The 25,083-nt window shown below is 56.3% G+C and carries 24 protein-coding genes; 3 read left to right on the top strand and 21 right to left on the bottom strand.

Annotation, left to right across the window (positions count from 1 at the left end; all coding sequences use genetic code 11):
- Positions 1 to 10: 10 nt before the first annotated feature.
- The 20 genes from ACP15P_RS06355 to ruvC form a co-directional block, all read right to left on the bottom strand.
- Positions 11 to 301, bottom strand: a complete 291-nt coding sequence (locus ACP15P_RS06355; RefSeq protein ID WP_424927667.1) for a hypothetical protein — start codon at positions 299 to 301, stop codon at positions 11 to 13.
- Positions 302 to 303: 2 nt separating this feature from the next.
- Entirely contained in the window at positions 304 to 1,476 is a 1,173-nt protein-coding gene (locus tag ACP15P_RS06350; protein WP_424927666.1) for a phage portal protein, read from the bottom strand.
- A 57-nt stretch (positions 1,477 to 1,533) separates the two neighbouring features.
- The gene (locus ACP15P_RS06345; protein WP_424927836.1) at positions 1,534 to 2,862 is read right to left on the bottom strand and encodes a DNA-packaging protein; all 1,329 of its coding nucleotides are present in this window, start codon (positions 2,860 to 2,862) and stop codon (positions 1,534 to 1,536) included.
- Positions 2,840 to 3,160, bottom strand: coding sequence for a hypothetical protein (locus ACP15P_RS06340; protein WP_424927665.1), 321 nt, complete (start codon positions 3,158 to 3,160; stop codon positions 2,840 to 2,842). The genes ACP15P_RS06345 and ACP15P_RS06340 overlap by 23 nt, the downstream gene beginning before the upstream one ends.
- A 298-nt stretch (positions 3,161 to 3,458) precedes the next feature.
- Positions 3,459 to 4,484, bottom strand: a complete 1,026-nt coding sequence (mltG, locus tag ACP15P_RS06335) for an endolytic transglycosylase MltG (protein ID WP_424927664.1) — start codon at positions 4,482 to 4,484, stop codon at positions 3,459 to 3,461.
- A 10-nt stretch (positions 4,485 to 4,494) separates the two neighbouring features.
- Positions 4,495 to 5,757 carry a beta-ketoacyl-ACP synthase II gene (gene fabF / locus ACP15P_RS06330; protein WP_424927663.1) on the bottom strand — a complete coding sequence of 421 codons (1,263 nt, stop codon included), beginning with the start codon at positions 5,755 to 5,757 and terminating at the stop codon, positions 4,495 to 4,497.
- Positions 5,758 to 5,830: 73 nt separating this feature from the next.
- Positions 5,831 to 8,323, bottom strand: coding sequence for an AMP-binding protein (locus ACP15P_RS06325; RefSeq protein ID WP_424927662.1), 2,493 nt, complete (start codon positions 8,321 to 8,323; stop codon positions 5,831 to 5,833).
- A 285-nt stretch (positions 8,324 to 8,608) separates the two neighbouring features.
- Positions 8,609 to 9,502: a bifunctional methylenetetrahydrofolate dehydrogenase/methenyltetrahydrofolate cyclohydrolase FolD gene (gene folD, locus ACP15P_RS06320; RefSeq protein ID WP_424927661.1), complete on the bottom strand. Its 894-nt coding sequence runs from the start codon at positions 9,500 to 9,502 to the stop codon at positions 8,609 to 8,611.
- Positions 9,503 to 9,697: 195 nt separating this feature from the next.
- Positions 9,698 to 11,614, bottom strand: coding sequence for an ATP-dependent zinc metalloprotease FtsH (gene ftsH / locus ACP15P_RS06315; protein ID WP_424927660.1), 1,917 nt, complete (start codon positions 11,612 to 11,614; stop codon positions 9,698 to 9,700).
- 80 nt (positions 11,615 to 11,694) lie between these two features.
- Positions 11,695 to 12,960: a tRNA lysidine(34) synthetase TilS gene (tilS, locus tag ACP15P_RS06310; RefSeq protein ID WP_424927659.1), complete on the bottom strand. Its 1,266-nt coding sequence runs from the start codon at positions 12,958 to 12,960 to the stop codon at positions 11,695 to 11,697.
- A complete protein-coding gene (locus ACP15P_RS06305) occupies positions 12,957 to 13,784 on the bottom strand; it encodes a tetratricopeptide repeat protein (protein WP_424927658.1) in 828 nt (275 codons plus the stop codon). Before ACP15P_RS06305 ends, tilS begins: the two co-directional genes overlap by 4 nt.
- A gap of 17 nt (positions 13,785 to 13,801) precedes the next feature.
- Positions 13,802 to 14,332, bottom strand: coding sequence for a peptidoglycan-associated lipoprotein Pal (gene pal, locus ACP15P_RS06300; RefSeq protein WP_424927657.1), 531 nt, complete (start codon positions 14,330 to 14,332; stop codon positions 13,802 to 13,804).
- A gap of 37 nt (positions 14,333 to 14,369) precedes the next feature.
- Positions 14,370 to 15,695 carry a Tol-Pal system beta propeller repeat protein TolB gene (gene tolB / locus ACP15P_RS06295; protein WP_424927656.1) on the bottom strand — a complete coding sequence of 442 codons (1,326 nt, stop codon included), beginning with the start codon at positions 15,693 to 15,695 and terminating at the stop codon, positions 14,370 to 14,372.
- Positions 15,692 to 16,786: a hypothetical protein gene (locus ACP15P_RS06290; RefSeq protein ID WP_424927655.1), complete on the bottom strand. Its 1,095-nt coding sequence runs from the start codon at positions 16,784 to 16,786 to the stop codon at positions 15,692 to 15,694. The genes tolB and ACP15P_RS06290 overlap by 4 nt, the downstream gene beginning before the upstream one ends.
- Positions 16,787 to 16,798: 12 nt before the next feature.
- On the bottom strand, positions 16,799 to 17,269 hold the full coding sequence (gene tolR / locus ACP15P_RS06285; RefSeq protein ID WP_424927654.1) for a protein TolR: 471 nt from the start codon (positions 17,267 to 17,269) through the stop codon (positions 16,799 to 16,801).
- Positions 17,270 to 17,271: 2 nt separating this feature from the next.
- Positions 17,272 to 17,976 (bottom strand): protein TolQ, encoded by a 705-nt coding sequence (gene tolQ / locus ACP15P_RS06280; protein ID WP_424927653.1) that lies wholly within the window; start codon positions 17,974 to 17,976, stop codon positions 17,272 to 17,274.
- A gap of 99 nt (positions 17,977 to 18,075) precedes the next feature.
- Positions 18,076 to 18,501, bottom strand: coding sequence for a tol-pal system-associated acyl-CoA thioesterase (ybgC, locus tag ACP15P_RS06275; protein ID WP_424927652.1), 426 nt, complete (start codon positions 18,499 to 18,501; stop codon positions 18,076 to 18,078).
- Positions 18,502 to 18,599: 98 nt separating this feature from the next.
- The gene (gene ruvB / locus ACP15P_RS06270) at positions 18,600 to 19,628 is read right to left on the bottom strand and encodes a Holliday junction branch migration DNA helicase RuvB (RefSeq protein WP_424927651.1); all 1,029 of its coding nucleotides are present in this window, start codon (positions 19,626 to 19,628) and stop codon (positions 18,600 to 18,602) included.
- A 4-nt stretch (positions 19,629 to 19,632) separates the two neighbouring features.
- Positions 19,633 to 20,313, bottom strand: coding sequence for a Holliday junction branch migration protein RuvA (gene ruvA, locus ACP15P_RS06265; RefSeq protein ID WP_424927650.1), 681 nt, complete (start codon positions 20,311 to 20,313; stop codon positions 19,633 to 19,635).
- Positions 20,310 to 20,816 (bottom strand): crossover junction endodeoxyribonuclease RuvC, encoded by a 507-nt coding sequence (gene ruvC / locus ACP15P_RS06260; RefSeq protein WP_424927835.1) that lies wholly within the window; start codon positions 20,814 to 20,816, stop codon positions 20,310 to 20,312. The genes ruvA and ruvC overlap by 4 nt, the downstream gene beginning before the upstream one ends.
- Before the next feature lie 241 nt (positions 20,817 to 21,057).
- Here ruvC and ACP15P_RS06255 point away from each other — a divergent pair, with 241 nt between their 5' ends.
- Positions 21,058 to 21,273: a DUF1127 domain-containing protein gene (locus ACP15P_RS06255; protein ID WP_424927649.1), complete on the top strand. Its 216-nt coding sequence runs from the start codon at positions 21,058 to 21,060 to the stop codon at positions 21,271 to 21,273.
- A 39-nt stretch (positions 21,274 to 21,312) separates the two neighbouring features.
- Here the strand turns inward: ACP15P_RS06255 and ACP15P_RS06250 are convergent, their stop codons facing one another.
- Positions 21,313 to 22,179, bottom strand: a complete 867-nt coding sequence (locus tag ACP15P_RS06250) for a 50S ribosomal protein L11 methyltransferase (RefSeq protein ID WP_424927648.1) — start codon at positions 22,177 to 22,179, stop codon at positions 21,313 to 21,315.
- Between the two features lie 182 nt (positions 22,180 to 22,361).
- On the opposite strand from ACP15P_RS06250, the gene ACP15P_RS06245 reads away from it, so the two are divergent.
- A complete protein-coding gene (locus ACP15P_RS06245) occupies positions 22,362 to 23,039 on the top strand; it encodes a hypothetical protein (RefSeq protein ID WP_424927647.1) in 678 nt (225 codons plus the stop codon).
- 320 nt (positions 23,040 to 23,359) lie between these two features.
- Entirely contained in the window at positions 23,360 to 24,946 is a 1,587-nt protein-coding gene (locus ACP15P_RS06240; RefSeq protein ID WP_424927646.1) for an ATP-binding protein, read from the top strand.
- Positions 24,947 to 25,083 lie beyond the last annotated feature (137 nt).

The raw sequence follows: 25,083 nt of genomic DNA, 5'->3' as shown, positions 1-25,083 counted from the left end.
AAGCATCGCCTCATTGCTGAATTCCTTTAAGAAAATCCCAGGCAACCCCTCGCAGTGCCATCCACCCTGCAGATACGACCATCGCCCAGGCCGCTACGGCTTTGATCGTCTGAAACAGCCAAATGCGCCGGTTTCTTTCCTCAAGAAGGACATCGATCTCCCGGAACTTCTCCCGGATCTCTTCCGCCGGAACCATCTTGTCGAGCATGTCCTGATGCTTGCAACTCAACGGCTGGGAAGACGGCTGAAAAGGTTCATACAGGAAACGGGAACCCCCTCCCCGATCATGTGAATGGTTCATACTCAGTCCTGAAGTCGCGGAAGTCCGAGCAAATGCCGTTTTTCCTCGTCACTAAGAAAATCCGCTGCACTGATCCTGCTCCAAAGTGCCTCCCGTTCCGACGCCAGGGCCGGAACATTGTCCTCGTCCACTTTCACCTGAAAATCGGCACCGTAGAATGCCGGCATCCATCCTGAGAGGGCTGCCATCGTTTTTGTAACCAGTGGTAAGATCGTTAGCCGATAAAATGCCCGGTGAGCTTCCTGGTAATTGGCGTAAGTGTTGTCACCCGGGAGCCCCAGGATCATTGGCGGGACACCAAAGGCCAGAGCAATATCCCGTGCAGCGGCCTCCTTGGTTTTCTGAAACTCCATATCGGATGGAGAAAAGCCCATTTGCTTCCAGTCCAACCCGCCCTCAAGAAGCATGGGTCTCCCGGCATTCCGGGCGCCCTGGTGATGCGATTCAATTTCATCGACAAGGCGGGCGTACTGATCCGGCCCCATCGCGCCCATTCCGTCGGCACCTTTGTAAACGATGGCACCGGACGGACGTGCCGCGTTGTCCAACAGGCTCTTCGACCACGTACTTGCTGAATTATGCACATCCATCGCGCTCGCAGCCGCCATCAGCGGTGACAGGCCATAATGATCATCCTGAGGGTGAAACAGTTTGACGTGCAGGATCGGCGGCCGTTCCGACTGCATGTCAAACGTGTGTTTGTTCGCCCCTACATGATATTGATAGGCTACGGGCCATCCATCGGACCCGGGCACGGCTTTCATTCGGTCGGACCGCAGTACATACAATTCGCCCGGCCCACCGGAAAACTGCTCTCCGGCGGCCTCAAGAAACCCATCACCGTTCAACAACAGGTGGCCGTAGAAGCTTTCAAGCAGCGCGGCGCCCGACTGCCCCGGATTGGGTGATCGCAACAGCTGGAGGAACGGGTGCACGTCAAAGCGCCGTTCCTCATCCTGTACAACCACCGGAACGGCTGCCGCCGCCTCAGCAATCAGTTTCACAGATCGATAAGCGACCGGATTATTGAGGAATCCCACTCTTGTGAGTGTTAAGTTGTCCCGCGCGGACCATGCAGCACGTCCCGCACCCTGAAATGCAACTACGGGTGCGGCGGCAGACGCCTTCGCCTCTGGTGTCGCGGATTTGGACGTGCGGAAGTATTGCAAGACCATATACTTCTTGCTCCTGAACTAAATTCTGTGATGTCCGGGCGACGACGCCCGTGTTGCCTAAAGCTGCCTGATGCGCGGCGTCTGGAACTTCTCCACCGGTCGGATCATGAGTTCCGTAATGGCCCAGACGAGCGCATCGACACGATCCGGGCTCCCCTTGCCTGTGAAGCCACCAACCGTCATTGCGGCCATCTGGTCTTCAAGCTCCGGAAACATGGTCCGGTGTCTAACCCGGTTCTGCTCGTAGAGAGCCGCGACAGGCTCAGCCCGTCGCCCCTTCCCAAGACTGGCCCGGACCCCTGTGTATGGGATGTTTGGATCCACCTGACGGATGAGCGACGCCACCAGTTCACCACCCTGATTAATCTCAGCAACCAACCGATCGGCACGATATTTGTGAAACAGCTCAACAGCGCGTTCGGCCCATGTGCGTGGGGAGGCACCATGCAGGCTCCCATCCTCGACCACTTCGGCCTTCCAATTAAGGGGCTCTCCAGCAATGTTTATACCTGCAACAATTATTCCGCATTCATCCGCAGCCTCGCCGCTGCTCACTGGTGGATCAACTGCCACGACAATGCGATCAAGAGTGTCCAACACCGGCAATTTTCTTGCCTGTTCCAGCACTTCTGCTGTCCAAAGCGCCCCGACCCCATCCAACAACAGATCCCCGTCGATCTCCTGCCGGCCCAGGCGGGTATTTCCGTATGTCTCAGTAATGCTTTTCAGAAACCCGTCCGCAAGGTGCATACGATTTGCGTGGGTCGGAGCACGTGTCGAGACTGTAAACGGGTCATCAAGTATGTCCGCAAGTAATGGATTTGAACGTGGCGTGGTCGTTACCACCTGCCGCGGTTTGGAGCCGAGGCGTAACCCAAATTGCAGCATATCCCACGTATCCCGGCCTTTCCGCCATTTCGCCAGTTCATCACTCCAGGCACAATCGAATTGCGGCCCCCGGAGAGATTCAGGATTGCTGGCGGAGAATATCTGCGCCACCGCACCATTCGGCCATTCAAGGCATCGTCTCGAAGGATTCCAAATCGGTCGTCGGTCCGGAGGTGAACACGCCATGATTCCGGAATCCCCAAAAACCATGACCTCACGCGCCTGATCCAGGGTTTCCGAAATTAAGGCAACCCGGGAACACAGACCGGGGTCACCGGCTCTGGCTCCTTCGACCTGGGATCTAACCCACTCTGATCCTGCCCGTGTTTTCCCGGCTCCCCGTCCACCAAGGATTACCCAGGTGTTCCAATCACCTGATGGAGGTACCTGATGTTCCCTGATTGCCCAGAGATCGAACAACCAGGGCAACGACATCAGGGCGTTATCACTCAATTCCCCAAGAAATGACCCAAGCTCATCCTTTTGCACGCCAGACATCAATTCGGGAAAAGATCTCCGCGCGTGCTGTTTCGAGGTCGAGCTCAAGTCCATCTCCACGTACCGGGGTACTGTTTTGCTTTGCGAGGCGCGCCTCAAGATCAAGGAGCGTTTGAAGCGCTTTCTGATGTGCGGCAATTGCTGCGGCGGCCTGCTTGCAGTCGATATCTGAACGAGGATCCTCCTCCTTCAATTCCTCTATGCGTCGCCGCAGAGCGACGGACACATCGCGGTAAAGCTCCAAAGACCGAACCAATCGATCAGATTGGCTCAGATCATGCGGTTTTGATTTTGACATTTACTACTTGCCCTGGCTGCTCCGCCCGGGACAGAAAACAAAAAGGACAGTCGAATTGACTGTCCTTTTTTGCTCACTTCTACCAGCTTGAAAAAACTTATACACTCAAGCGTACGGTAAGTCAATACTGATTTTTTGTTTAGGGAATTTTTATTTTGTTAATCAAAGGTAAATCATAATTTTTTGTAAAGAAAAATTTTATATACCAATATACAGTATCTAATATCGAATATTTACTTAAATAAAAGAGCGAAAACTGTGGCTTATATTGCTCCATAAAAAATCAGCAGAAAATAGCCTAGTTCCCGGTAGATGAAGCCTCTTCTTCCTGTTTCGCGTCCAATGCACGTTCAGCCTCAAGTCTGCGCCAGACCGCTACGTTTTGGTTGTGCTCTTCCAGCGTCTCCGCAAATGCATGCCCACCGGTTCCGTCCGCAACAAAGAACAGGAAGGGAGAGTCAGGTGGATTGGCGGTTGCCATGATGGCTTCGCGCCCAGGGTTGGCGATTGGCGTGGGCGGCAGTCCGTCAATCACGTAGGTGTTGTATTCCGTCGGCGCGTTCAGTTCACTTCGCCTCAGGCCCCGCCCAAGTGTGCCCTCACCTTTGGTTATCCCGTAAATTACTGTCGGGTCGGTTTGGAGCCGCATGCCCCGTTCCAGACGATTGACAAAAACGCTGGCGACCAAACCGCGTTCCTCGGCAAGTCCCGTTTCCTTTTCAACAATGGAGGCAAGGACCAACAGCTCTTCCGGTGTACTCAGCGGCAGATCTGGATCGCGTTGGATCCAGGCCTCCGCCAGATACTCCAGCTGCTTGTCATGCATACGTTCGAGAATACCAGCGCGGCTGTCGCCTTTCTGGTAATCATATCCGGCAGGCGCCAGACTGCCTTCGGCTGGAATCTCCGGGATTTCGCCCGTCAGTTCCTCCTGAGCGCGCAGCATTTCGACAACCTGCCAACTTGTCCATCCCTCAGGGACAACAATCTGCCTGAACACGTTACCACCACGGTTCAGCAATTCCAGAATGGATGCCATCGAAGCCCCGGCGGGAATCTCATATTCCCCGAACTTGAGCCCCTCATCGCTACCGGTGTAACGGGCACCCATTCTAAAAACGAACCCGCTGGAGATGGCACCATCATCTTCAAGGCGCTCAACGACAGAGGCAAAACGCTCCCCTCTGGCCACCTCAATCCGCAGCGGTTCGGCCAACGGCCCCGGACCATCAAACTGCGACTTTCCCCAGGTAATGACACCAAAGAGAAGAACGAGACCAACAATCAGGAACGTCAGTGCGTTCGCGGCGAAATGACGTGCCATCAATTACGACCTAAGAAACCCGTTTCAGGATCAGGGAAGCATTCGTACCACCAAACCCAAACGAATTTGACAGGGCCACGTCAATCTTGCGTTCCACAGGTTTGTGGGGGGCCAGATCCAGTTTGGTCTCCACCGAAGGATCATCAAGATTGAGCGTTGGCGGAGCAACCTGATCACGCAGCGCCAAAGCACAGAATATTGCCTCAATTGCGCCCGCAGCCCCCAACAGATGTCCGGTCGCGGATTTGGTCGATGACATGGTCACGCCACTCACATCCTCACCCAGCAGCCGTGATACAGCCCCAAGTTCAATCTCGTCGCCCAACGGGGTGGAGGTCCCGTGAGCATTCACGTAATCAATGTCAGCAGCGGACACTCCGGCATCTTTCATGGCTGCGCTCATGGACCTGAAACCGCCATCGCCATCCGACGCCGGCGAGGTGATGTGGTAAGCATCCCCGGAAAGACCGTAACCGGCAACCTCACCGTAAATTTTCGCACCACGTTTTTTGGCGTGTTCGTATTCCTCCAGCACGACGACACCGGCACCTTCACCCATGACAAAACCGTCGCGACCCTTGTCATAAGGTCTGCTGGCACGTTCCGGTGTGTCGTTGTATCCGGTTGACAGCGCCTTACATGCTGCAAATCCGGCGATACCCAGCTCGCAAATTGCAGCCTCGGCTCCGCCGGCCAACATGACATCGGCGTCACCGTACTTAATAATACGGGCGCCATCACCGATGGCATGAGCGCCGGTTGAGCATGCCGTGACGACAGAATGGTTAGGCCCCTTGAAGCCATACTTGATCGAGACCTGCCCGGAACAAAGGTTAATCAGGCTTCCCGGAATAAAGAACGGTGAAACCCTTCTTGGGCCGCGATCGCGCAGGGTCAGTGTGGTTTCCGCAATTGTTTGCAATCCGCCGATCCCGGAGCCAATGATCACGCCCGTGCGCAGCCGCTCCTCCTCGTCGTCCGGTGTCCAGTCCGCATCACGTACAGCCATCTCAGCAGCAGCCAGTGAGTACAAGATGAACTGGTCAATCTTCCGCTGTTCCTTGGGCTGCGCCCAATCGTCGGGATTAAAGGTACCGTCCGATCCGTCACCTTTTGGAACCTCACAGGCAACCGTGCAGGCGAGATGGCTCGCATCGAAACCCTGAATTGTTCTTGCGCCGGATTGTCCGGCAAGCATGCGTTTCCATGTCTCCTCAACACCACAGGCGAGAGGAGACACCATACCCAATCCAGTAATGACTACGCGTCGCATTCTTGACGATACCCCAATGCAGTTTCACGGCTATTTACCGTCAATACCACATGGGGAACAAGGGTCGAATGCCTCAGGCAGGCAGCTGGTCGTTCAACCAGGCGTCAATTTTCCGACCGAGCGGTTCACCATTGGGCACACGCATCATTTTAATATGCGTACCGGGATGATCGATTATGTCGACATTTCCGTGAAGGAGTTTTGTCCAAACTTTTTTGCTCAGTTCCCTGTCCGGGTTTTCGTCCGCACGAACCAACAGTACCTTGTCCAGCTTGAGCGGTTTGGGTTTGTACCTGAGCATGGCTGCCATATGGACCTCGAAAAGGTTGTTGGGCGTTCCGCGCAAACCCAGCGCGTAGGGTACGGTCGACGTCATTCTCGTCCACACCTTTGAACGTCCCTGACGTGTCTTTACCGAACCGGTCATGGAACGGATGTATCCCATTTTGTCACCCATCTTTGCCAATGGGTCGATCAATATGACGCGGGTAACCTTAACTCCCTTGCTTTCCAAAATCCTCGCGGCCTCGAACGCCGCATGAGCTCCAAAACTGTAACCCATCAAGCGTATGTCATTCTTGTCCGTATCATGGTTGAGGATCACATCCGCTATGTGCTCCGCAACGTCGGACAGGTCTTTGCCCGCTTTTGTTTCATCGTCCATGCCCCTCGGGTGAATGCCAAAAATCGGCTGGTTCTCATGCATGCCAGGAAACAGCGTAAAATAATCGGACAGGTGACCGCCCCGCACATGTATGGCATAAATCGGGGTCCGTCCCTGTCCCTTCTTGAGCACCACGGGAACACTGGCATCGTGCCCCTTCAGCGCATCAGATACCTGCACGGACATGGACCGGACACTTGAACCATTGAGGAACAGCATGTCCAGCGGAATGCGAATGTGATACTCCTGTTCAATCAGCACCAGAACCGACATCGCCTGAAGAGAATCCCCACCCACGTCGAAAAATTCGTCCGACGGTCCAAACTCAGTATGACCGAGAACGTTTTTCCATATTTCGGCCACTTTTTTCTCAGTTTCGCTCGCATCCTCAAACCGGTCCGTGCCGTCATTGGAAATCAGGTCCAGCGGATTGGGCAGTTCGGACCGTTTGAGTTTGCCCGACGTCGTGACCGGCAACTTGTCCAGTTCGAAATAATGGTTCGGTACCATATATCCCGGCACGATTTTCGAGAGGTAACCCCTCAGGTCCGGTTTACCGTTCTCAGCATCAGGCTTCAGGACATAGAAGCAGGCAAGACGGCGAATACCCTGCTCGCCCTCGAAGGCTGAAACGGCAACTCCCGCGATATCCGGGTGCTTCATCAGGATGCTTTCGATTTCAGGCGGCCGCACATTGTAACCGCGGATTTTTACCTGTTCGTCCTTGCGGCCAAGTGGGTAGACGAGTCCATCCGTGTCCACATAGGCAAGATCGCCGTGAGTACAGCTCCAGAGCCCATTTTTCTCCTCGCGGAAGACACCTGCCGAACGCTCAGGATCGTTGTGGTATCCCGCTGGAACAAAATCGCCGATCACCGAGATCTCACCGGGAGTCCCAACGCCGACCTTGTTTCCCTGTTCGTCCAAAAGGCGAACATTTTCCGGATATCGAATGGTGCCCAAAGGCAGCGGGCCCTCCGGCAGTGGCTCACCGCTTATGACCTTGTAGACGATCATGGCGCAGAATTCCTGACAGGAATAGCGCACATCCAACTCGGCCCCTGGCAGGAAACACCGGTTGAATTGCTCCAGATCGTCCAGTCTCAGGCGTTCGCCTCCCATGCCAACCCGGCGAATGTCGGGGAAAGGGCGATCGGCTGCTGCAACGATTTGCCTGTACATGGCGGTAAAAAGAAAAAAGGAGGTCGCCTTCTGTTCGCGCAACCATTCGCCCGTTGCCTGCGGACCGTCCGATCCCACATTATAGACCGCAACCTTCGCGCCCTCTGTGAGCGGGTAGACCTGCTTGTCCCACCAAATGACATTGAATGTTCCGACAATGTCTTCCTTGTTGACCGGGTGCAGTTCCTGAAGCTGACGGATCCTGATGTCAGCGATTTTTCTGCTTACCACCACGCCCTTGGGCTTGCCCGTGGAGCCGGAGGTGTAGGTCACAAATGAAATCGCTTCCGGTTTGTTTTCAACCGGAACGAAGTCCCCGACTTCCGCACGGGTTGGTTTGTGTTGGGTAAGGATAATGGGCTCTTCGGTAACCAGAGACCGGGCCAGATCGGCATAGTGATCCCATGTCGCGATCCTCACGATGCCCGCATGCTGAACCAACTCCTCAGAAACCGCAATTGGGTTGCCCGGGTCCAAATACATGACGGCCGCACCTGCCTTGGTACAGGCAATAAGCAGGATAACGCATTCCGGAGACATGTGGCCGAGAAAACCAATCAGGTCATTTTCTCCGTGCCTGCCGTCAACCAGCTGTTTGGCCAGCAGGTCAGAAGCCACATCCACTTCCTCATACGTATAGTCGATCTTACCATCAGTAAGTGCGACCCTGTCAGGCTCAGTTTTGACCCAATAGGAAAACCGCTCGAGGAAATACTCCATTCCACACCCCACCAATATGCTACAAACCACGCATTACGCCTGGACCCCGCAACAATGTATTTTCCGCGGCGTCAATTGTGCAAGAATTAACAGAAACTTTTTGGTAACAACGTTAATGCACGTCACAGAACGGGGCAAAAGAGCGACAAAAGCGCAAAATATTTGAACGCAAAACCAATGGTCCAATCAAACCATCTGAAAACAACCGCTCAGGATTGAAAAAATCCGCCCCGTTTGGTGGGACGGATTGACCGCAGAGATGGATTTAATTGAACAACCAAGCCTTCAGTTGACCAGATCGGCAGGAGCCTCAAGGCCATTGCTTCGGCAACATGCGGTCACCGTATTCGCAAGCAGGCAGGCGATTGTCATGGGGCCCACGCCCCCCGGCACCGGGGTAATCGCACCCGCGATTTGGGACGCGGAATCGTAATCGACATCGCCAACCAACCGCGTGCCGCCCTCAGGTTTTTCGATCCAGTTGATACCAACGTCTATCACGGTAGCGCCAGGTTTGATCCAGGACCCTTTCACCATCTCCGGCCGCCCCACGGCCGCGACAAGGATATCCGCTTCCCGGCACACCTTCTCAATATCACGGGTTCTGGAATGGGTCACTGTCACCGTACAGCTCTTCGCCAGCAATAACTGCGCCATCGGCTTACCGACAATATTGGAACGCCCGACAACAACCGCATTTAGACCGGAAAGGTCACCAAGGCGGTCCCTCAATAGCAGAAGACATCCCAACGGCGTGCAGGGCACCATTGCTGACTGACCCGTCGCGAGCCGCCCTACATTCGAAATATGAAACCCGTCCACATCCTTCTCTGGAGCAATGGCGTTTATTACAAGTGACTCGTTCAGATGCTTCGGCAGCGGAAGCTGCACCAGAATGCCATGTACGTCAGCATCATTGTTCAACTGATCGATCAGCGCCAGTAGCTCAGCTTCAGAAGTATCGTCAGAAAGTTTATGCTCGAACGACTTCATGCCCGCTTCAACGGTTTGACGCCCCTTGCTGCGCACATAAACCTGACTGGCCGGATCCTCACCAACCAGAACCACCGCCAAACCAGGTGTAAGACCTTTGTCGGATTTTAGCCGGGAAACGTGCTCGGCCACTTTCGACCGCAAACCGGCCGCGAATTCCTTCCCGTCAATTCTCTCCGCAACCATTTTTTATCCCCCATGCATCACCTGAGCGACAAAAGCCCAAGCCATTTAAACATGCCCGCTATGGAGCATTTGCATTGGGAAAGTTCAATGCCTTCCTGATTCCACAACAGGTCACCACGCAAAAAAAAGGAGCGGCTCTGAGCCGCTCCTTCATTCAAATAACGAGTTCCGAAAACTCTTCAATTCAGTACGCATCTACGTCGCAGGTTCAGGCTCCAGCCCATCGCTACCACGGTTCGGCTTGGATCCCTTCCCAGCCTTTGGAATTGACGCAATTCCGGAACCTTCAGTATCGTCGTCGTCATCCTCGCCACGGTTCAAGGGCTGCCCCTCAATAACGCGGGTAATCTCCTTACCAGTGAGCGTCTCGTACTCCAGCAGCCCTTGGGCAAGACGCTCGAGATCGTCGTGCTTCTCCGTGAGGATCCGCTTTGCAGTCTCATACCCCTCATCAACGAGCGCACGCACCTCAAGGTCGATCAGTTCGTGCGTATCAGGCCCCGCATTGATGCCGCCGCCCTGTGGACCGAGATAGCTGTTCTGCTCGTTGGAGTACTCAATGTTGCCAAGCTTCTCCGACATACCGAACTTCGTCACCATCGCCCGCGCTATGCGGGAGACCTGCTGAATATCGGAAGATGCTCCCGACGTCACATTTTCCGGGCCAAACGTAAGTTCCTCTGCGACCTTACCGCCCATCGCCATGGCGATCTGGGACTTGTACTTGGTCATCGTCACGGACAGTTGGTCACGCTCCGGCAGCGAAAGCACCAGTCCAAGCGCACGGCCACGCGGAATAATCGTCGCCTTATGGATCGGATCATGCTGAGGCACGTTGAGACCGACGATCGCGTGACCCGCCTCGTGATAGGCCGTAAGCTTGCGCTCATCCTCACTGAGAACCATGGACCGCCGTTCCGAGCCCATCATCACCTTGTCCTTGGCGTTCTCAAAATCTTCCATCGTAACGAACCGCTTCCCGGTCCGCGCGGCCATAAGAGCCGCCTCATTCACAAGATTCGCGAGATCAGCACCGGAGAAACCCGGACACCCACGCGCGATAATTCTCAGGTCCACGTCTGCAGCAAGAGGTACCTTGCGAGCATGCACGCCGAGGATCTTCTCACGACCCTTGATATCCGGATTTGTAACCTGAACCTGCCGGTCAAACCGGCCTGGTCGGAGCAAAGCCGGGTCAAGAACGTCGGGACGGTTGGTTGCGGCAATGATGATAACGCCTTCGTTTGCCTCAAAACCATCCATCTCCACGAGCAACTGGTTCAACGTCTGCTCACGTTCATCATTACCGCCGCCGTAGCCGGCGCCACGATGTCGACCAACGGCATCAATCTCGTCGATGAAGACAATACAGGGAGCGTTCTTCTTCGCCTGCTCAAACATGTCACGCACTCGGGATGCACCAACACCGACGAACATTTCCACGAAATCGGACCCCGATATGGTGAAGAACGGCACACCCGCCTCACCAGCGATAGCACGAGCGAGGAGCGTTTTACCGGTACCCGGAGGACCTACCAAGAGTGCACCGGTAGGGATCTTGCCACCAAGCCGCGAGAATTTTTGGGGATCCCGAAGGAACTCAACAATCTCTTCAAGTTCCTCTTTCGCCTCATCAATACCGGCGACGTCGCTGAAAGTTACTTTACCCGCCTTTTCAGTGAGCAGTTTCGCCTTGGATTTACCGAAGCCCATGGCTCCACCGCGTCCACCGCCCTGCATGCGGTTCATGAAGAAAATCCAGACGCCGATCAAAAGAAGGAATGGCAGCCACAGACCGAGGGCCGACATGAAACCGGACTGCTCCTGCGGCGTTACATCGATCTCAACACCGGCTTCCCGAAGTTCAGGAAGGATGTCAGTCCCACGCGGCTGAATGGTCTGATAGGAAACGCCGTCCACGCCCGTGATGTAAACATTCTCGCCATCGAGCCTGACCGTCTCAACCTGCCCCGCCTCGACCTGATCAAGGAACTGCGAGTAGCTCACTTCCCGCCCCATGCTCGTCCGACTGCCATTCGAGAAGACATTGAACAGCGCGACCATCAGCAGGATCAGGATAATCCAGAACGCAATGTTTTTAGTATTGCCCAAAACGAGCTCTCCCATAGGTCCGTGACGGAATGTGCGCCGCCATCAGTTACCCGGCTAACATAAGGTTTGTGGTGCGGGTTTCAACGCACTATCGTCATAGTGTTGAAACCATGTTGACAGGGTTTTAGGGCAAAACGCACCTGATTGTCCATTCCTGTCACAGGTGTGGCGATCAGACGCCCATCCAGCCGCAAAGCTGGCAGAGTCAAAAGAAGTTCGCGCGGAAGTCTAATCTGAAGATCGCTTTTCACCTGTGGCAACTCGTCAGGCGCAATCGCGCCGACCGTTGCACCGTCAGGGACCTGCTCTAGGTCCCAGGTCCAGCGGCTATCCCAGCAGCCAATTACTGCCGGAACATCCGGCGAAACGGACGACGGTTCTCTTCGAAAGATTACGCCTGCCTTACGCTTTCGAACGACACATCCGTGCAGGGAAGCCCCGGGTAAGTCCGGCTCTTCCACAATTGCTTTGACCAGAGCCTTCAACGCCGAAAATCTCGGTCTGTAGCCCTGCCCGGAAACACAACATAGTATCGAGGAAACAACGCGCAGCCGGAGATCTTCCGTAACTTTCGGAAATTCATCCGTCTGAAGAGTCACTTCTCCGTATCCCGTTTGGAAGGCATTCTCTTTGAGAAAAGCCTCCGTAACGCCCTCCAATGTCTCCCGGGCCCTCGACATGTGTTCCGCAGTTGTCGCCAAGCGTTCCGCATCTAGTCCAAGAGACGAGAGTTCCGCCAAAGCTGTTCGCCAGCGCACCCGCTCAAAAGATTCGTTGTCGTTGCTCGGGTCATCCACCCAGGAAACATTGTTCTCCCGAAGAAATGAGCGGAGGTCCTCTCTCCGGATACCAAGCAGCGGACGAACCCAGTTGATACCTGAGTGCTTTCTTGCCGACGACATAGCCGCCAGACCGTCAACACCCGATCCCCGCGCCAAGCGCATCAGAAACGTCTCGGCCTGGTCATCAAGTGTGTGACCAAGCGCAACCGTAGATATGCTGTTCCGATGTGCCCAGGCCGAAATCAGGGACCGACGTGCGTCCCGCGCCCGGGCCTGCAAATTGCCATTGCCATCCCAACCACGCCACACCGAAGTTTGATGTGAAATGTCCAGATATTTGCAAAACTCTCCGACAGAGGCAGCCTCATCTGCAGATTCCGGCCGCAAACCATGATCCACAGTCACTGCAGATACGGACCTGCCACATGCCGTGGCCCATTCCTTTGCAATAAGAATCAGTGCGGTACTGTCGCTACCGCCGGAAACCGCGACTCCTATTGTCCCTTCAGAGCAGGGAGCGACTACGCAATCAAACGCGTCAACGAAGCGCTCAGGCACCCTCATGGGCAGCTGAGTGACGTCTTCCGCTCCGTAACCTCTGCCTCAATACCGGAGTCCGGATAGCGGATTTCAACCTCATCCAAGGTCAGACAAGCTTCATGCACCTGTCCCAGCTTGGCCAGACTAGTACCAAGACCAAGGAGCGAACGGGGAGCCAAACCACCCTGCGGATCGCCGCTGAACGCCGAGAGGTAACTTCTGGCCGCATTCTGCCAGTCTTCCATGGCAGCGAGCGACTCGCTCCGCTGATACTGCGCCGCATTGGAAAGTGGCCCACCCGGATAGGTGGCAAGGAACGTGTCGAACATTTCAACAGCCCGGGCGTGCTCGCCGTTTTCGCCCGCGCTCACGGCGGCATCAAAATCGGCCTGTTCCGTAACGGTCAACTGAAGTTCTGGCTCTGAAGCCTCGTTGGTTTCCACGGGCCGTGGCTGAGGACGCGTGATTCCTCCCCCCAACAGCTCGGGCTCGCCAACAAAAGAGGTGTCGCCTCCCTCAAGCTCCGTCAGCCTGAATTCGATATCGCCCACACGATTACTGGCGTCACGTACCACACGGTCGATATCGTTCGTGAGAACATCAACCCGGTTGTTCAATCGGCGCAGTTCGGCCTCCAGCTGATCGAGACGCACCAGGGCAGACGCGGATTCCCTGGGCAGACCCGATGCCGCACCGGTCTGAACAAGCTCGCTCCTGAGCTGCTGGATCTGCTGGTTAAGCAGATTTACCTGCGCCCGCGTATCCGCGACTGTTTCGCCCATCACTTGCGCACCGGTCGCGGAAAGCACAACCGCGAGCACTATTGATCCCAAAAATCTTAGTTTCATGGGCATCCATCTATGTCTTAACTGCCTACCGTGCCAGTCACCACCGTCACGGCCCGGCGGTTTTGTGCCCAACACGTTTCCTGCGCACAGGTCGCAAGCGGACGTTCGCGTCCGTAGGTGATTATACTTATCCGGCTGTCCGGGATGCCCTGACTGACCATGTAATTGCGCACGGCACTCGCACGACTCGATCCCAGCGCCATGTTGTATTCCCCGGTACCACGTTCATCCGCGTGCCCCTCGATCAGGATCTTCTGGTTCGAATTCTGCCGCAGCCAGCTGATCTGCGCATCGAGTATTTGACGGGATTCGGCCGTCAAAGTGACCTGATCGACCTCAAAATTGACCATGTCGCTGATCTGCGTTCCGGGAAGGGTTCCTGCGCCCGTAGTGTTGACGCCATCAATGTCAAACCCGCCATTGAGTGAGGATTCCGTTCCACTGAAACCACCCGTCGTGGACGCATCCGGAACGGTTACATCACCCGTACCCGAACAGGCCGACAACAACAGCCCAGCAGCCAGCAGCGCATTCAACTGATATTTCATTGCCATTCTCCCTGTAGACGGCGCGACGTTCGATGCATCAGGCGAGCAGACCCGACCAGGAAGGGTCGGACGCAAAACCATTGGTCGGGACCTGTCGCAGATTTCGACCGGTAATATCAACCGAATAGATTTGCGGACCACCCTGATCGCCCGCGGTTTCCCTAAAAAACATGATTACACGTCCGTTTGGAGACCAGGTCGGCCCCTCGTCGATGTAGCTGGCGGTCAATAACCGTTCATTCTGCCCGTCGGGACTCATCACGCCGATATGGAAACGCCCACCAACGATTTTCGTAAAAGCAATGCGGTCCCCGCGCGGCGACCAGACCGGCGTTGCATACCGTCCATCACCGAAACTGATCCTCTTCGCCTCGCCGCCGCCAGACGGCATGACGTAAATCTGCTGACTCCCGGCCCGGTCACTTTCGAACACAATCTGCCCGCCATCCGGCGAAAAACACGGGGCCGTGTCGATTGAAGAGGTCTGGGTGAGCCTCGAAAGCCCACCCGAATTCAGATCCGTCACATAAATATCCGAACCTGTCCCGGAAGACACTGACAATACCGCACGCTGCTCATCCGTCGAAAAACGGGGAGCAAACGTCATTTGCCCCGCATCGGCCAATATTTCCCGACGCTCCCCACTGCCTTTCAACAGGAAGATGCCAGGCCGGCCCGTCTCGTAGCTGGTATATAGAATTTGTCCTGCAGACTTGGACAGTCGAGGGGTCAGCACCAGGTAGCTGCCATCGGTCAAAAATGACGAATTTTGCCCGTCGTAGTCCATTATGGCCAACTGCTTCCGTCTGGCGCTTTTAGGTCCGCTCGCAGCGATGTAAGCCACTCGACTATCGAAATACGGGCTTTCCCCGGTCAGACGCGAATAGACAGAGTCCGCGACCTTATGGGCCATCCGGCGCCACGACCTGGTGGTTCCGTCGAACTTGAGCCCATCGCCAATCGCCGTCTGACCGAACACGTCATAGAGCCTGAAGCTCACTTCGATCCGATCGCCGCTTTGAGCCACGCCGCCGGTAACGAGTGCCTGCGCGTTGATCACCGACCAGTCTGAATACTGCACCTGAGCATCAAACGCGGCGATCCTGCCGATATGGGCCTCCTGGGGAATTTCACGAAACAGCCCGGTATTGATCAGATCGTCCCTCACAACCTGACTGATCTGACGCGCCATGATCGCTGCACCCTCGGACACGGCGACAAACTCCGGAATGGCTAACGGCATCGGCTCGACCACGCCTTCTGTGATCTCAATCCTCAGACGGTCCTGTGCGACACTGGCCCACGGACGAAGACATGCGACGGCTGACGCCCCAAGAACCACTTTTCGACGACTAATTTTCAAAACGACACCATTCCTTCAGGATTGAATACAGCATCAAAGCTGCGCCAATGGGAATACTTTTCAGGCGGAAGACCCGAAAACGGAGAACACCGGATCAGCGCACGTCGCGCGGCCCTGTAGGCCGCGTCAAACCGACCATCGGGAATCGGGTCCGGTTCCACAAGCCGGATTGAACTCTCAATTACTGAACCATCCTCCCGCAATTCCACCGCCAGGGCGACAACAAGATCCTGAGCATCCCGAAGTCCCGCCGGCACGTTCCAGCACCGCTGAACCGCAAGTCGCAGACCGTCGCGTTCGCCAGCCGAGAGCGTCGCACCCGACGAAAGGCCTCCCCCCTGTGACGGGGCCGGAGCCGTCGGCTGGGTGACTGCCGGTTCCGTTGGCTCCGTCACACTGGCGACCAGATCGCGGAGTTGCGAAGAGACCTCCTCCTCCGCAGGTTCCGGTACAACCTGTTCCTGTTCGGAAATTTCAGCAACTGCAGCGGTCTCGATAACCTCGGTCAAATCGGATGGCCGGTTACGCGGGCGAACCGAAGCCAACGCCGCGTCAGGCACGACGGTCGGCTCTGGCTCTGGCTCTGGCTCTGGCTCTGGCTCTGGCTCTGGCTCTGGAATTTCAACCACTTCCGGCTCAGGTTCCACCACTTCCAGTGGCGGAGTCACCGGATCCGGCTCAGGCAAATCCGATGGCCTCGACCTTGGATTTGTGGGTGCAGGCGGCTGTTCGGGCGCAACCGGTGAAACGGCCTCGAGATTCTCAGTAGGCGCAAGCAAAGGGGATTCCGGGTCAAACCGTGGAGCAAGGGTGGCGACGTCCTCCTGTGGAGGCTCAGGCTCTGCGGGAGCAGGCTCGACAACCGGAAGCTCCGGTTCCACAATTTCCTCGGGAGGTAGAACAACGACCGGCTCTTCCTCACCCGTATCCGAGCCGGACGACATGGCTTCAAGTTCAGACTCGGTGACAAAACTCACGGACGCGGCCAAAACCGGGTCGCTCTCCTCAGGGCTAAACCACGGCAATCCAAAAATGGCCGCTGCGATAATCGCTGCGTGGGCTCCACCTGAAATAATGGTGCCGGTGTTCATCTGCGTTTCAGGCTAACCGCCCTCTCCATCGAAACTTGGACCGCCCTGCTCGGTCACCAGACCGATATCATTGAACCCCGCCGAACTGAGCGCACCCATCACTTGCATGACATTTTCGTAGGGAATGCCTCCGTCAGCCCGTAGAAAGACCTTGTTGCTGCTCCGCTCCGCTGCGACCGACCGCAGAAGGGGTATAAGATTGGAACGTTCGACCTCGGAATTCTGGACGTAAATCCCACCGTCAGACCCAAGTGAAATCGTCAGGGGCTCCTCGGACTCGGACGGAAGCGCCGTCGCCGACGTCTCCGGAAGCTCGATCGGAACACCTGCCGTCAGCAGCGGTGCCGCCACCATAAAGATGATGAGCAGCACGAGCATCACGTCAACCATTGGCGTGACGTTGATCTCCGACATGGGACGTGTGGTCCTGCGGTGGCCACGCCCGCGCCGGACGCCGCCCTGCTGCTGTACACCCGCGCCCATCGTCAGGTTCCTGCCTGATCGAGCTGTCTCGAAAGGATCATGGCGAACTCATCCGCAAACCCCTCATAAGAGGCGATCACGCGGTCGGTATCCTGATTGAGCTTGTTGTAAAAAATAACCGCCGGGATGGCTGCAAGCAACCCAAGGCCGGTGGCGAGCAGCGCCTCCGCAATACCAGGAGCCACAACGGCAAGGTTGGTACTCTGCTGCATCGCGATTTCCTCAAACGCATGCTTAATCCCCCAAACCGTGCCGAAAAGCCCAATGAACGGCGTGATCGAACCCACAGTAGCCAGAAAGCTCAGACCAGTGCCAAGACTGTCGGCTTCGCGGCCGATCACCACATTCATCGAACGCTCAATCCGGGACTGTGAATTCGCAATCAACCCGCCGCTGTTGCCATGGGACCGCCGCCATTCCGTCATACCAGCGGCAAATATTCGGGCGGTCGAACCTGGCGGCTCCGGGCCGACACGTTCATAAACCTTATCCAGCGGCTCTCCGGACCAGAACTCCTCCTCGAATTCCCGGACTTCCTGCGCGGCGCGCCGCACGTCGAGAGTTTTCTGGATAATGATCGACCAGGACCAGAACGAGGCCGCGATCAACATGAGCATGACAACCTTTACCAGAAAGGTCGCACGCAAAAATAGCGCCCACAGAGAGAAGTCAATCTGTTGGGCGGCTGCCAGAGCATCTGGTTCCATTGTGTCCTGCCAAAGCTTGCTCGTATCCACGTCGTATTTTCGACGGTATGGGCTTTTCCGCCCGGTTATGGATCTTGTGCAGAAGTTTGCGTCCGAAGTCTAGGGTCGCGAATCCGCGCGGTTCAGTGTCTCAAGTTTGTTCCGAATTTCGAGCGGGAGGCGTTTCGGCTTCCCGTTTGTGCCAACAACGGCGAGTGATACGGCGCAGCGGGCGAGAATTTCACCATCCCGCATGATGTCCTGCGCCATTGCCACCCTGGCGCCCCAAAGGTTCAGAACCTCGGTCGTAACGGTAAGTTGATCCTCAAATTTGGCCGGAGCCCAGTAATCCACCGTAACGGTCCGAACCACAAAGCCCAGGCCCAACCGCTCGCGCAGATCGGTCTGGGACAGCCCCAGGTCCAGCAGAGCCTCGGTGCGTGCCCGTTCCGCAAATTTCAGGTAATTCGCGTAGTACACAATACCACCCGCATCAGTGTCCTCGTAGTAGACCCGAAGGTGGTAATTCGCCGGTTTTCTCAACACATCCGCCTCACTGCCGACTTTTTATGTTTGGCATCTCAATGAATCACACCGGTTAACGGAAGGATAACAGATATTCAAAGTTGAAACCCGCACTACAACTACTCAAAAAGATCCCGTTCCCGAATTTCCGTCCTCGGGGCACTCAATCCCAAATGCTTCCACGCTTTCGGAGCCAGCATGCGTCCCCGCGGAGTACGCTGGATCAATCCCTGCTGTAGAAGAAATGGCTCGATGACCTCCTCAATGGCGTCGCGCGACTCTGACAAAGCTGCCGAGATCGTCTCGACACCGGCCGGCCCACCGCCGTAATTTTCCGCCAGCAAGGTCAAATATCGCCGGTCCGCGCTATCGAGCCCGAGGTGGTCCACGCCCAGACGCGTGAGGGCAAGATCCGCTATCTCCTGATCGACCCGGCCATTGCCCTGAACGAGCGCAAAATCGACAACCCTGCGCAGGAGGCGCCCGGCAATTCTGGGTGTTCCCCGCGCGCGCGTCGCAATTTCGCGCGCCCCTCCCGGGGTGGCATCGGCCTTCAGGAGGCGCGCCGCACGGGTAACAATTTCAATAAGTTCCGCCTCCTCGTAAAACTCAAGCCTCACGGGAATGCCGAAACGATCACGCAATGGGGTGGTCAGAAGCCCCAGGCGCGTAGTCGCACCGACCAGAGTAAATGGCTGCAACTCAATCCTGACCGTTCGAGCCGCCGGACCTTCCCCGATCACCAGGTCCAGTTGAAAATCCTCAAGTGCCGGATAAAGAATCTCCTCCACCGCCGGATTGAGGCGATGAATTTCATCAATGAAAAGTACATCGCGCGCGTCCAAATTGGTCAGAATCGCCGCCAGATCACCGGCCCGCGCCAAAACCGGTCCCGACGTCATTCGGAAATTCACACCGAGTTCCCGCGCCATGATCTGAGCCAGCGTGGTTTTACCGAGTCCAGGCGGCCCATAAAATAGCGTATGATCCATAGCTCGTGACCGCATCCGGGCACTTTCAACGAATACCGAGAGGTTCGCCCGCGCGGCCTTTTGGCCAATAAATTCCGACAATGTCTCCGGTCGCAGCGAACGGTCGGAATCCTCCGGCAGACTGTCGGGACGAAGTGTCGGGTCAGGTTCGCTCATCGTTTCATCCCTGCGGAGCCAGACCACGCAAGGCTATGCGGATCAAATCCTGCGCATTTTTCCCGCCACCATCTGCTGCCTCCGCAACCGCCGCTGCGGCCTCACCCTGTCCGTAGCCCAGATTAACCAGCGCCGAGAGAGCGTCCGCCTGCGCCGCCGCGTCCTTCGCACCGTCCGTAACTTCTTTCTTAGGCGCCTTTGCCGACTTTGCCACTGGCTCAATGACCGGATCATCTCCGCTCACGCTCACGGTTTCGGCGCCCTGTGCACCCATGGCCATAACCGCCGGTGCCTTTGCCTGCAGTTCCAAAACCATACGCTGAGCAATCTTGGGTCCAATGCCCGGCGCCGAACGAATGGCCGAAACATCCCCAAGCGACAGCGCCCGCGCAATCCCGTCCGATCCCAGAGCGCCCATAACCGCCAACGCACCTTTCGCCCCAACCCCCTGAACCGATGTCAGAAGCCTGTGCCATTCCCGTTCCGCCAGCGTGCGAAACCCAAAGAGCTGCAAAAGATCCTCCCGAACCAGTAGCTCCGTGTAGAGCGCCACCCGCTCCCCAGGCCCAGGCATCGCGGCGAGTGTGCGCTCCGAGCAAAAAATAACATAGGCGACGCCACCGGTATCGATCATCACATGATCAGCACCGCGAAACTCGAGCCGGCCGGTAATCTTACCGATCATGTCCGGCCTGCGGCCACGGCGGCCTCCAGCCGACCCTGAAACGAGGCGTGATGCGCATGGCAAAGCGCAATCGCCAGGGCGTCTGCGGCATCCGGACCCGCGACCCGAACGCCACCAAGCTGAAGTTTAACCATATGTTCCACCTGCTCCTTTTGCGCGTGTCCGACTCCAACCACAACCTTCTTCACCGCATTGGGCGCGTATTCCGCCACGCTCAGACCCGCCTGAGCCGGAACCAGCAGCGCAATGCCGCGCGCCTGCCCCAGCTTCAGTGTTCCAACGGCGTCCTTGTTGACAAATGTTTTTTCCACCGCAGCGGCATCCGGGTGATAATCGGCAACTACCTGCGAAAGCTGATCGTGAAGTGCGCACAGACGACGTGCCAGTTCACCTTCACCGGATTTACACACCCCATTGGCCACATGAACCACACGGTTGCCGGTCACATCCACGAGTCCCCAGCCGAGGAACCGAAGGCCTGGATCAATTCCCAAAATCCGCACCGTCCCCGATCCCGTACCGTTCCTGCCTGCAAGTTCCAATATCATCTCCCGTGACACGCGACCAGAATGCTGTTTGCGACACCGGAGATCCTATTTTCGCCATACGTGAACAAACCATGAATTCATATGCAAAAAACACATGGCTGCAATGACAAAACCGAAATTGTGCAAACCGGTTTCCTCACCTACCTGCCGGTCTCAACGCGGCAGAAAAAACGTCGCGGCTTAGAGGATTACGACCATGGCTGTACTTCATACCAACCACCCGGTGCCCTTCGGCGCCATCACGCTGCACCGAATCATTCATCTTGTGGACCAGGTTTACCTGACCATCCGGTTCTGGCGACGCAGCAACGCCGCGAGAAAAGCGCTGAGAGGTCTTAGCGACGCACAACTGACGGATATCGGCCTCCATCGTTGGCAGGTCGAACAGACTGCTGGATTTCTCAGGCGCTAAAAAAACTTGGCGAAGGGTCGGCAGAAGGAGGTCGCGGGGCTATTTAGCAAGCACCAACACCGACCACTCGCCGTCGAACGCTATTGAATCTCTGCCGAAGCCCACGCTCCGGTAGACAGATTCTACCGATCGAACCTGGCGTGCCAGGATCCCGGACAGAACCACACGGCCGCCGGGAGCCGTGTGGCCATACATGTCCTTCGCCAGCCGCTTCAGCGGCCGCGCCAAAATATTGGACAGGATTAGATCATACGGGCCTGACTGTCTAAGCAGCGGATGATTAAAACCCGGAGCGGTCACGCAGGTTACGCGGTCGCCGAGCCTGTTCGCCCTGATGTTTTCGCGCGCGGTTTCCGTCGCCACTGGATCAATATCGGATGCGATTATGGGACAGGGAAAAACACGGGCGGCCGCCATCGCCAGCACGCCTGTTCCACCGCCAATGTCCGCTACATTCCGTGGCCAGGTACCCCGTTTCACGAGCCCGTCAAGAGCTTTCAGACATCCACGGGTCGTTTCGTGATGCCCCGTCCCAAATGCCTGCGCCGCCTCTATTTCCAGGCCGATCAAATGGGAGGGCACATTCTCGCGATCATGGCTCCCATAGACCATGAAACGCCCTGCCCTGACCGGCGTCAGTTCCGACCTGACCTGCGCGACCCAGTCCACATTCTCGACAGGCGCCACGGTAAAGTCTGGAGCCGAATTGAGCGAAGCAATCAAAGCGAGCCCGGCAACGTCAGGCTTCTCCTCAAAATAAGCGCTGACATCCCACGTGCCGCTGCCATCGTTGCGGTCATGCAGCCCGGATGCCCCTGGTGCCGGATGAAGCATATCGAACGCATCGAGAATCGCGTTCCCCGTACTCCGGTCGGAAACGGTTGTTACAGCTCTGTAGATCTTCATGACGGCCTCCTGCGTTGGCTGCGGTTAACGGCAGTGGTGACTCAACGTCAAGTCCGGACGAAAGGCTTTCAGCAGATGGGCATCCTTCGAATGTAAGAATATTTTAAGTCAATTGCTGGCAGGTGTCTCCCGAACCCCAAACGTCACTCATCATCCGCCACACGGATCGCACAGGAAGAAACATGAACTATCTGTTGGGAGGATTGTCCGTACTGGTTGCCGGGAACGTGGCGCTCGTCTCAGCAACCATGTTGGGTGGCTATTTCACGGAAACGGAGCCTACCGTTTCCCCATCGTCATCAGCCATCACAGCCGCCTACGACCCTGGCTCGGACATCCTCGCGACCACCTTTGATCCGGTTGATCAATCCAGGGCCCGCAAGGCCGGGTCGAAGTGGCAGGTCAGTGTGCAAAGCGGCACGGACACGGAAATTGAACGTGTCCGCCTGATCGCCGAAGCCATCCCCCGACCGGGAAAACCCTGGACACGCGATTTCGACCACTCACCATATCTTGCGGTGTACTGCTCCCCAACCGAGACGCGCATTCACTTCGCTGCGGCCCCATATTCCTTTGCCGAGACCATGCCGAAGGGAAACAACGCGAACCGCACCGTGGAACTCGGGGTAAAATTTGATGATGGCGGCGGCCTTTACCTCGGAGCCGTTCCGGCGGTGGACGGCGATGGCGTCTGGGTTCGCAGTGAGGAGGAAGCCATCAGCCTCTCGAGGGCCATGCAGGACAAACGGGAGATGACGGTACAGGTCAGGTCCAGTTGGACAATGTCCTACGAACTCTCCTTTCCGGTCGCAGCCATTACGGAAGCCTCCGAAACTGCCGGTGACATTTGCAACTGGTGACCGCAATCAGCAATCGGCTCAAAGAGAGTTTCCAAACCACTACTTTCGTACTGCACGCAAACGCTGCACAGGCTTCCGCACGGTAACACTTCGTTAGCAATTGCTTACTAGTTGTTAAGAAACTGGTTTCAATCGCAGCACGAGATCCGCACATGGCCCGAATTTGGCAAAATCAAATCATCGAATTGCCAAACCGTAAAATTCTCCAACCAGAAAAATCACTTGCAGTCTTTTCCATCGTTGTCGCGTCAACCGTTCTGGTTATCGGATGGGGCCTTGGCGTTGACGCGTTGATCCACGTCCTCCCGGCTTACCCGGCGATGATGCCCACAACAGCCATCTGCCTGGTCCTTGCGGGTCTCGCCGTTCTTTCGCTGTCAAATGGACATGGTCGCACCCGTGCCGTAACACTTGCCATGGCGATACCCTTCGTTCTGGTCATGGACCCCTGGTTTCTATCCGACGACTCAACGCAACCAATCCGTGAGGGCGTTTCCCTGTCCTGCGCCTTTGGTCTTCTGACCCTTCCCTTAAGCGTCGTGCTAAGGTCAGGGTTGATTGGAACGCACAGAACCTTCCCAATGCTGGTTGATACCGCAGCCGCGGCGTTGGCGGGCACCGCACTGATCAGTTTCCTGTTTTCGGCACCTCACCTGCACGCGGTTCCCGGATATACCCAGATTGCGATCCACACGGCGCTGCTGCTTTTGCTTCTTCATCTGGCACTGCTGATGACGGATCCCACCTGCGGTTGGATCGATCCACTTTTTGGCAGCAGTGAGGATGTCTGCACGACTACCAAGAAAACACTCCTCGCGTCGGCCTTCATCGTGGTCTCGGTTCTGATGATCACTCAGAAAACGCTGGAAACCGGATGGCTGTCGGCCAATTTTCAGCTGTCGATTCTCGCAGCACTCATTGTTGCAGGCCTTGTGTTCCACGCGGTCAAGGTCACGCATCACAAACGAAGATCCGAAAAAACCCGGCAAATCGTGGAACCAAAAAAATCTACCAGCATGGACGCGATCGACCGGAGCGAGCTCCCTGTGTCGAAATCCGAAAACATGCGGATATTAGGTCAGATCGTCGCGGGTGTGGCACATGACCTGAACAACTCCCTCTCCGTGATGCGCGGGAACCTCGAACTTATCAAAATGGACCCCACCGGAGGCTCCGACTACCTTGACGAGGCCATTTCCGCAGTAGACCGTGCCGCTTCTCTGACAACTCAAATTCTGGACTATGGACGCAAATCCAATCTGGAGCGCAAGATCCATCCGGTAAACGAACTTATCAAGAGCCCGGTAAGAATGTTCAGACGCGTGGCCCCCGCCAACGTATCGCTGGAAATGAACCTTAACGACACGGAGGGTTCCCGAATTTTTGTTGATGCCTCCGGAATTGAGAGGGCCATTCTGAACCTGCTGATCAATGCCCGCGACGCCATGGACAACGGTGGCTCCATCCACATCAATGTGGAGGAACGCTCACTGTCCCCGGAAAGTACACGGCCATTCAATAACGGCGAAGGCATGGTCAGGGGAAAATACGTCATTATCGGCATTCAAGACACCGGCAAAGGCATGACAGAGGACGTCCTCGCCAAAGCAACCGTACCTTTCTTTACGACCAAGGAAGACGGCAAAGGCAACGGCATCGGCCTGTCCTCAGTTCAGGGATTCTGCAAACAAAACGGCGGCGGAATGATGATCCAAAGCACGCCGGGTGAAGGTACCACCATCCTCCTGGCATTTCCGTGCGGCAAACAGGAGGTCGAACGCGAACCGCAGTACCTGCAAGCACGTTCCTCACCCGCATCTTTGCAGCCCCACTCCGCCCCGGACCGGCATTGTGACGGGACCAGCAAAAATGCCCGTTCGGGCAGAATACTTCTTCTCGAAAGCTGATGTCCCGCAGTTGATCACTTACTGAAACACGCGGCATGCCCAATTGCGCGAATTTGCGCGGCTTGCGGCTGTCCGGACTTTCGCTTCCCTCACAGGTGGCTTATGAGCAGGCAAACCCGCAAAAACGGAAAACCTGC

The sequence above is a fragment of the Amaricoccus tamworthensis genome, from assembly GCF_049800875.1.
GTDB lineage: Bacteria > Pseudomonadota > Alphaproteobacteria > Rhodobacterales > Rhodobacteraceae > Amaricoccus > Amaricoccus tamworthensis.
This window is presented reverse-complemented; position numbering and strand designations above follow the sequence as displayed.

Bases quoted from the DNA above. Each gene is read 5' to 3' on its own strand.
- ACP15P_RS06305 (WP_424927658.1), bottom strand. From the start codon at position 13,784: ATGAAACTAAGATTTTTGGGATCAATAGTGCTCGCGGTTGTGCTTTCC.
- ACP15P_RS06325 (WP_424927662.1), bottom strand. From the start codon at position 8,323: ATGGAGTATTTCCTCGAGCGGTTTTCCTATTGGGTCAAAACTGAGCCT.
- mltG (WP_424927664.1), bottom strand. From the start codon at position 4,484: ATGGCACGTCATTTCGCCGCGAACGCACTGACGTTCCTGATTGTTGGT.
- ACP15P_RS06240 (WP_424927646.1), top strand. From the start codon at position 23,360: ATGATGCCCACAACAGCCATCTGCCTGGTCCTTGCGGGTCTCGCCGTT.
- ruvA (WP_424927650.1), bottom strand. From the start codon at position 20,313: ATGATCGGTAAGATTACCGGCCGGCTCGAGTTTCGCGGTGCTGATCAT.
- tolR (WP_424927654.1), bottom strand. From the start codon at position 17,269: ATGGGCGCGGGTGTACAGCAGCAGGGCGGCGTCCGGCGCGGGCGTGGC.
- tilS (WP_424927659.1), bottom strand. From the start codon at position 12,960: ATGAGGGTGCCTGAGCGCTTCGTTGACGCGTTTGATTGCGTAGTCGCT.
- tolQ (WP_424927653.1), bottom strand. From the start codon at position 17,976: ATGGAACCAGATGCTCTGGCAGCCGCCCAACAGATTGACTTCTCTCTG.
- ruvB (WP_424927651.1), bottom strand. From the start codon at position 19,628: ATGAGCGAACCTGACCCGACACTTCGTCCCGACAGTCTGCCGGAGGAT.
- folD (WP_424927661.1), bottom strand. From the start codon at position 9,502: ATGGTTGCGGAGAGAATTGACGGGAAGGAATTCGCGGCCGGTTTGCGG.
- ACP15P_RS06245 (WP_424927647.1), top strand. From the start codon at position 22,362: ATGAACTATCTGTTGGGAGGATTGTCCGTACTGGTTGCCGGGAACGTG.
- ACP15P_RS06255 (WP_424927649.1), top strand. From the start codon at position 21,058: ATGGCTGTACTTCATACCAACCACCCGGTGCCCTTCGGCGCCATCACG.
- ACP15P_RS06345 (WP_424927836.1), bottom strand. From the start codon at position 2,862: ATGTCTGGCGTGCAAAAGGATGAGCTTGGGTCATTTCTTGGGGAATTG.
- fabF (WP_424927663.1), bottom strand. From the start codon at position 5,757: ATGCGACGCGTAGTCATTACTGGATTGGGTATGGTGTCTCCTCTCGCC.
- ACP15P_RS06250 (WP_424927648.1), bottom strand. From the start codon at position 22,179: ATGAAGATCTACAGAGCTGTAACAACCGTTTCCGACCGGAGTACGGGG.
- ACP15P_RS06350 (WP_424927666.1), bottom strand. From the start codon at position 1,476: ATGGTCTTGCAATACTTCCGCACGTCCAAATCCGCGACACCAGAGGCG.
- pal (WP_424927657.1), bottom strand. From the start codon at position 14,332: ATGAAATATCAGTTGAATGCGCTGCTGGCTGCTGGGCTGTTGTTGTCG.
- ACP15P_RS06340 (WP_424927665.1), bottom strand. From the start codon at position 3,160: ATGTCAAAATCAAAACCGCATGATCTGAGCCAATCTGATCGATTGGTT.
- ACP15P_RS06355 (WP_424927667.1), bottom strand. From the start codon at position 301: ATGAACCATTCACATGATCGGGGAGGGGGTTCCCGTTTCCTGTATGAA.
- ACP15P_RS06290 (WP_424927655.1), bottom strand. From the start codon at position 16,786: ATGAACACCGGCACCATTATTTCAGGTGGAGCCCACGCAGCGATTATC.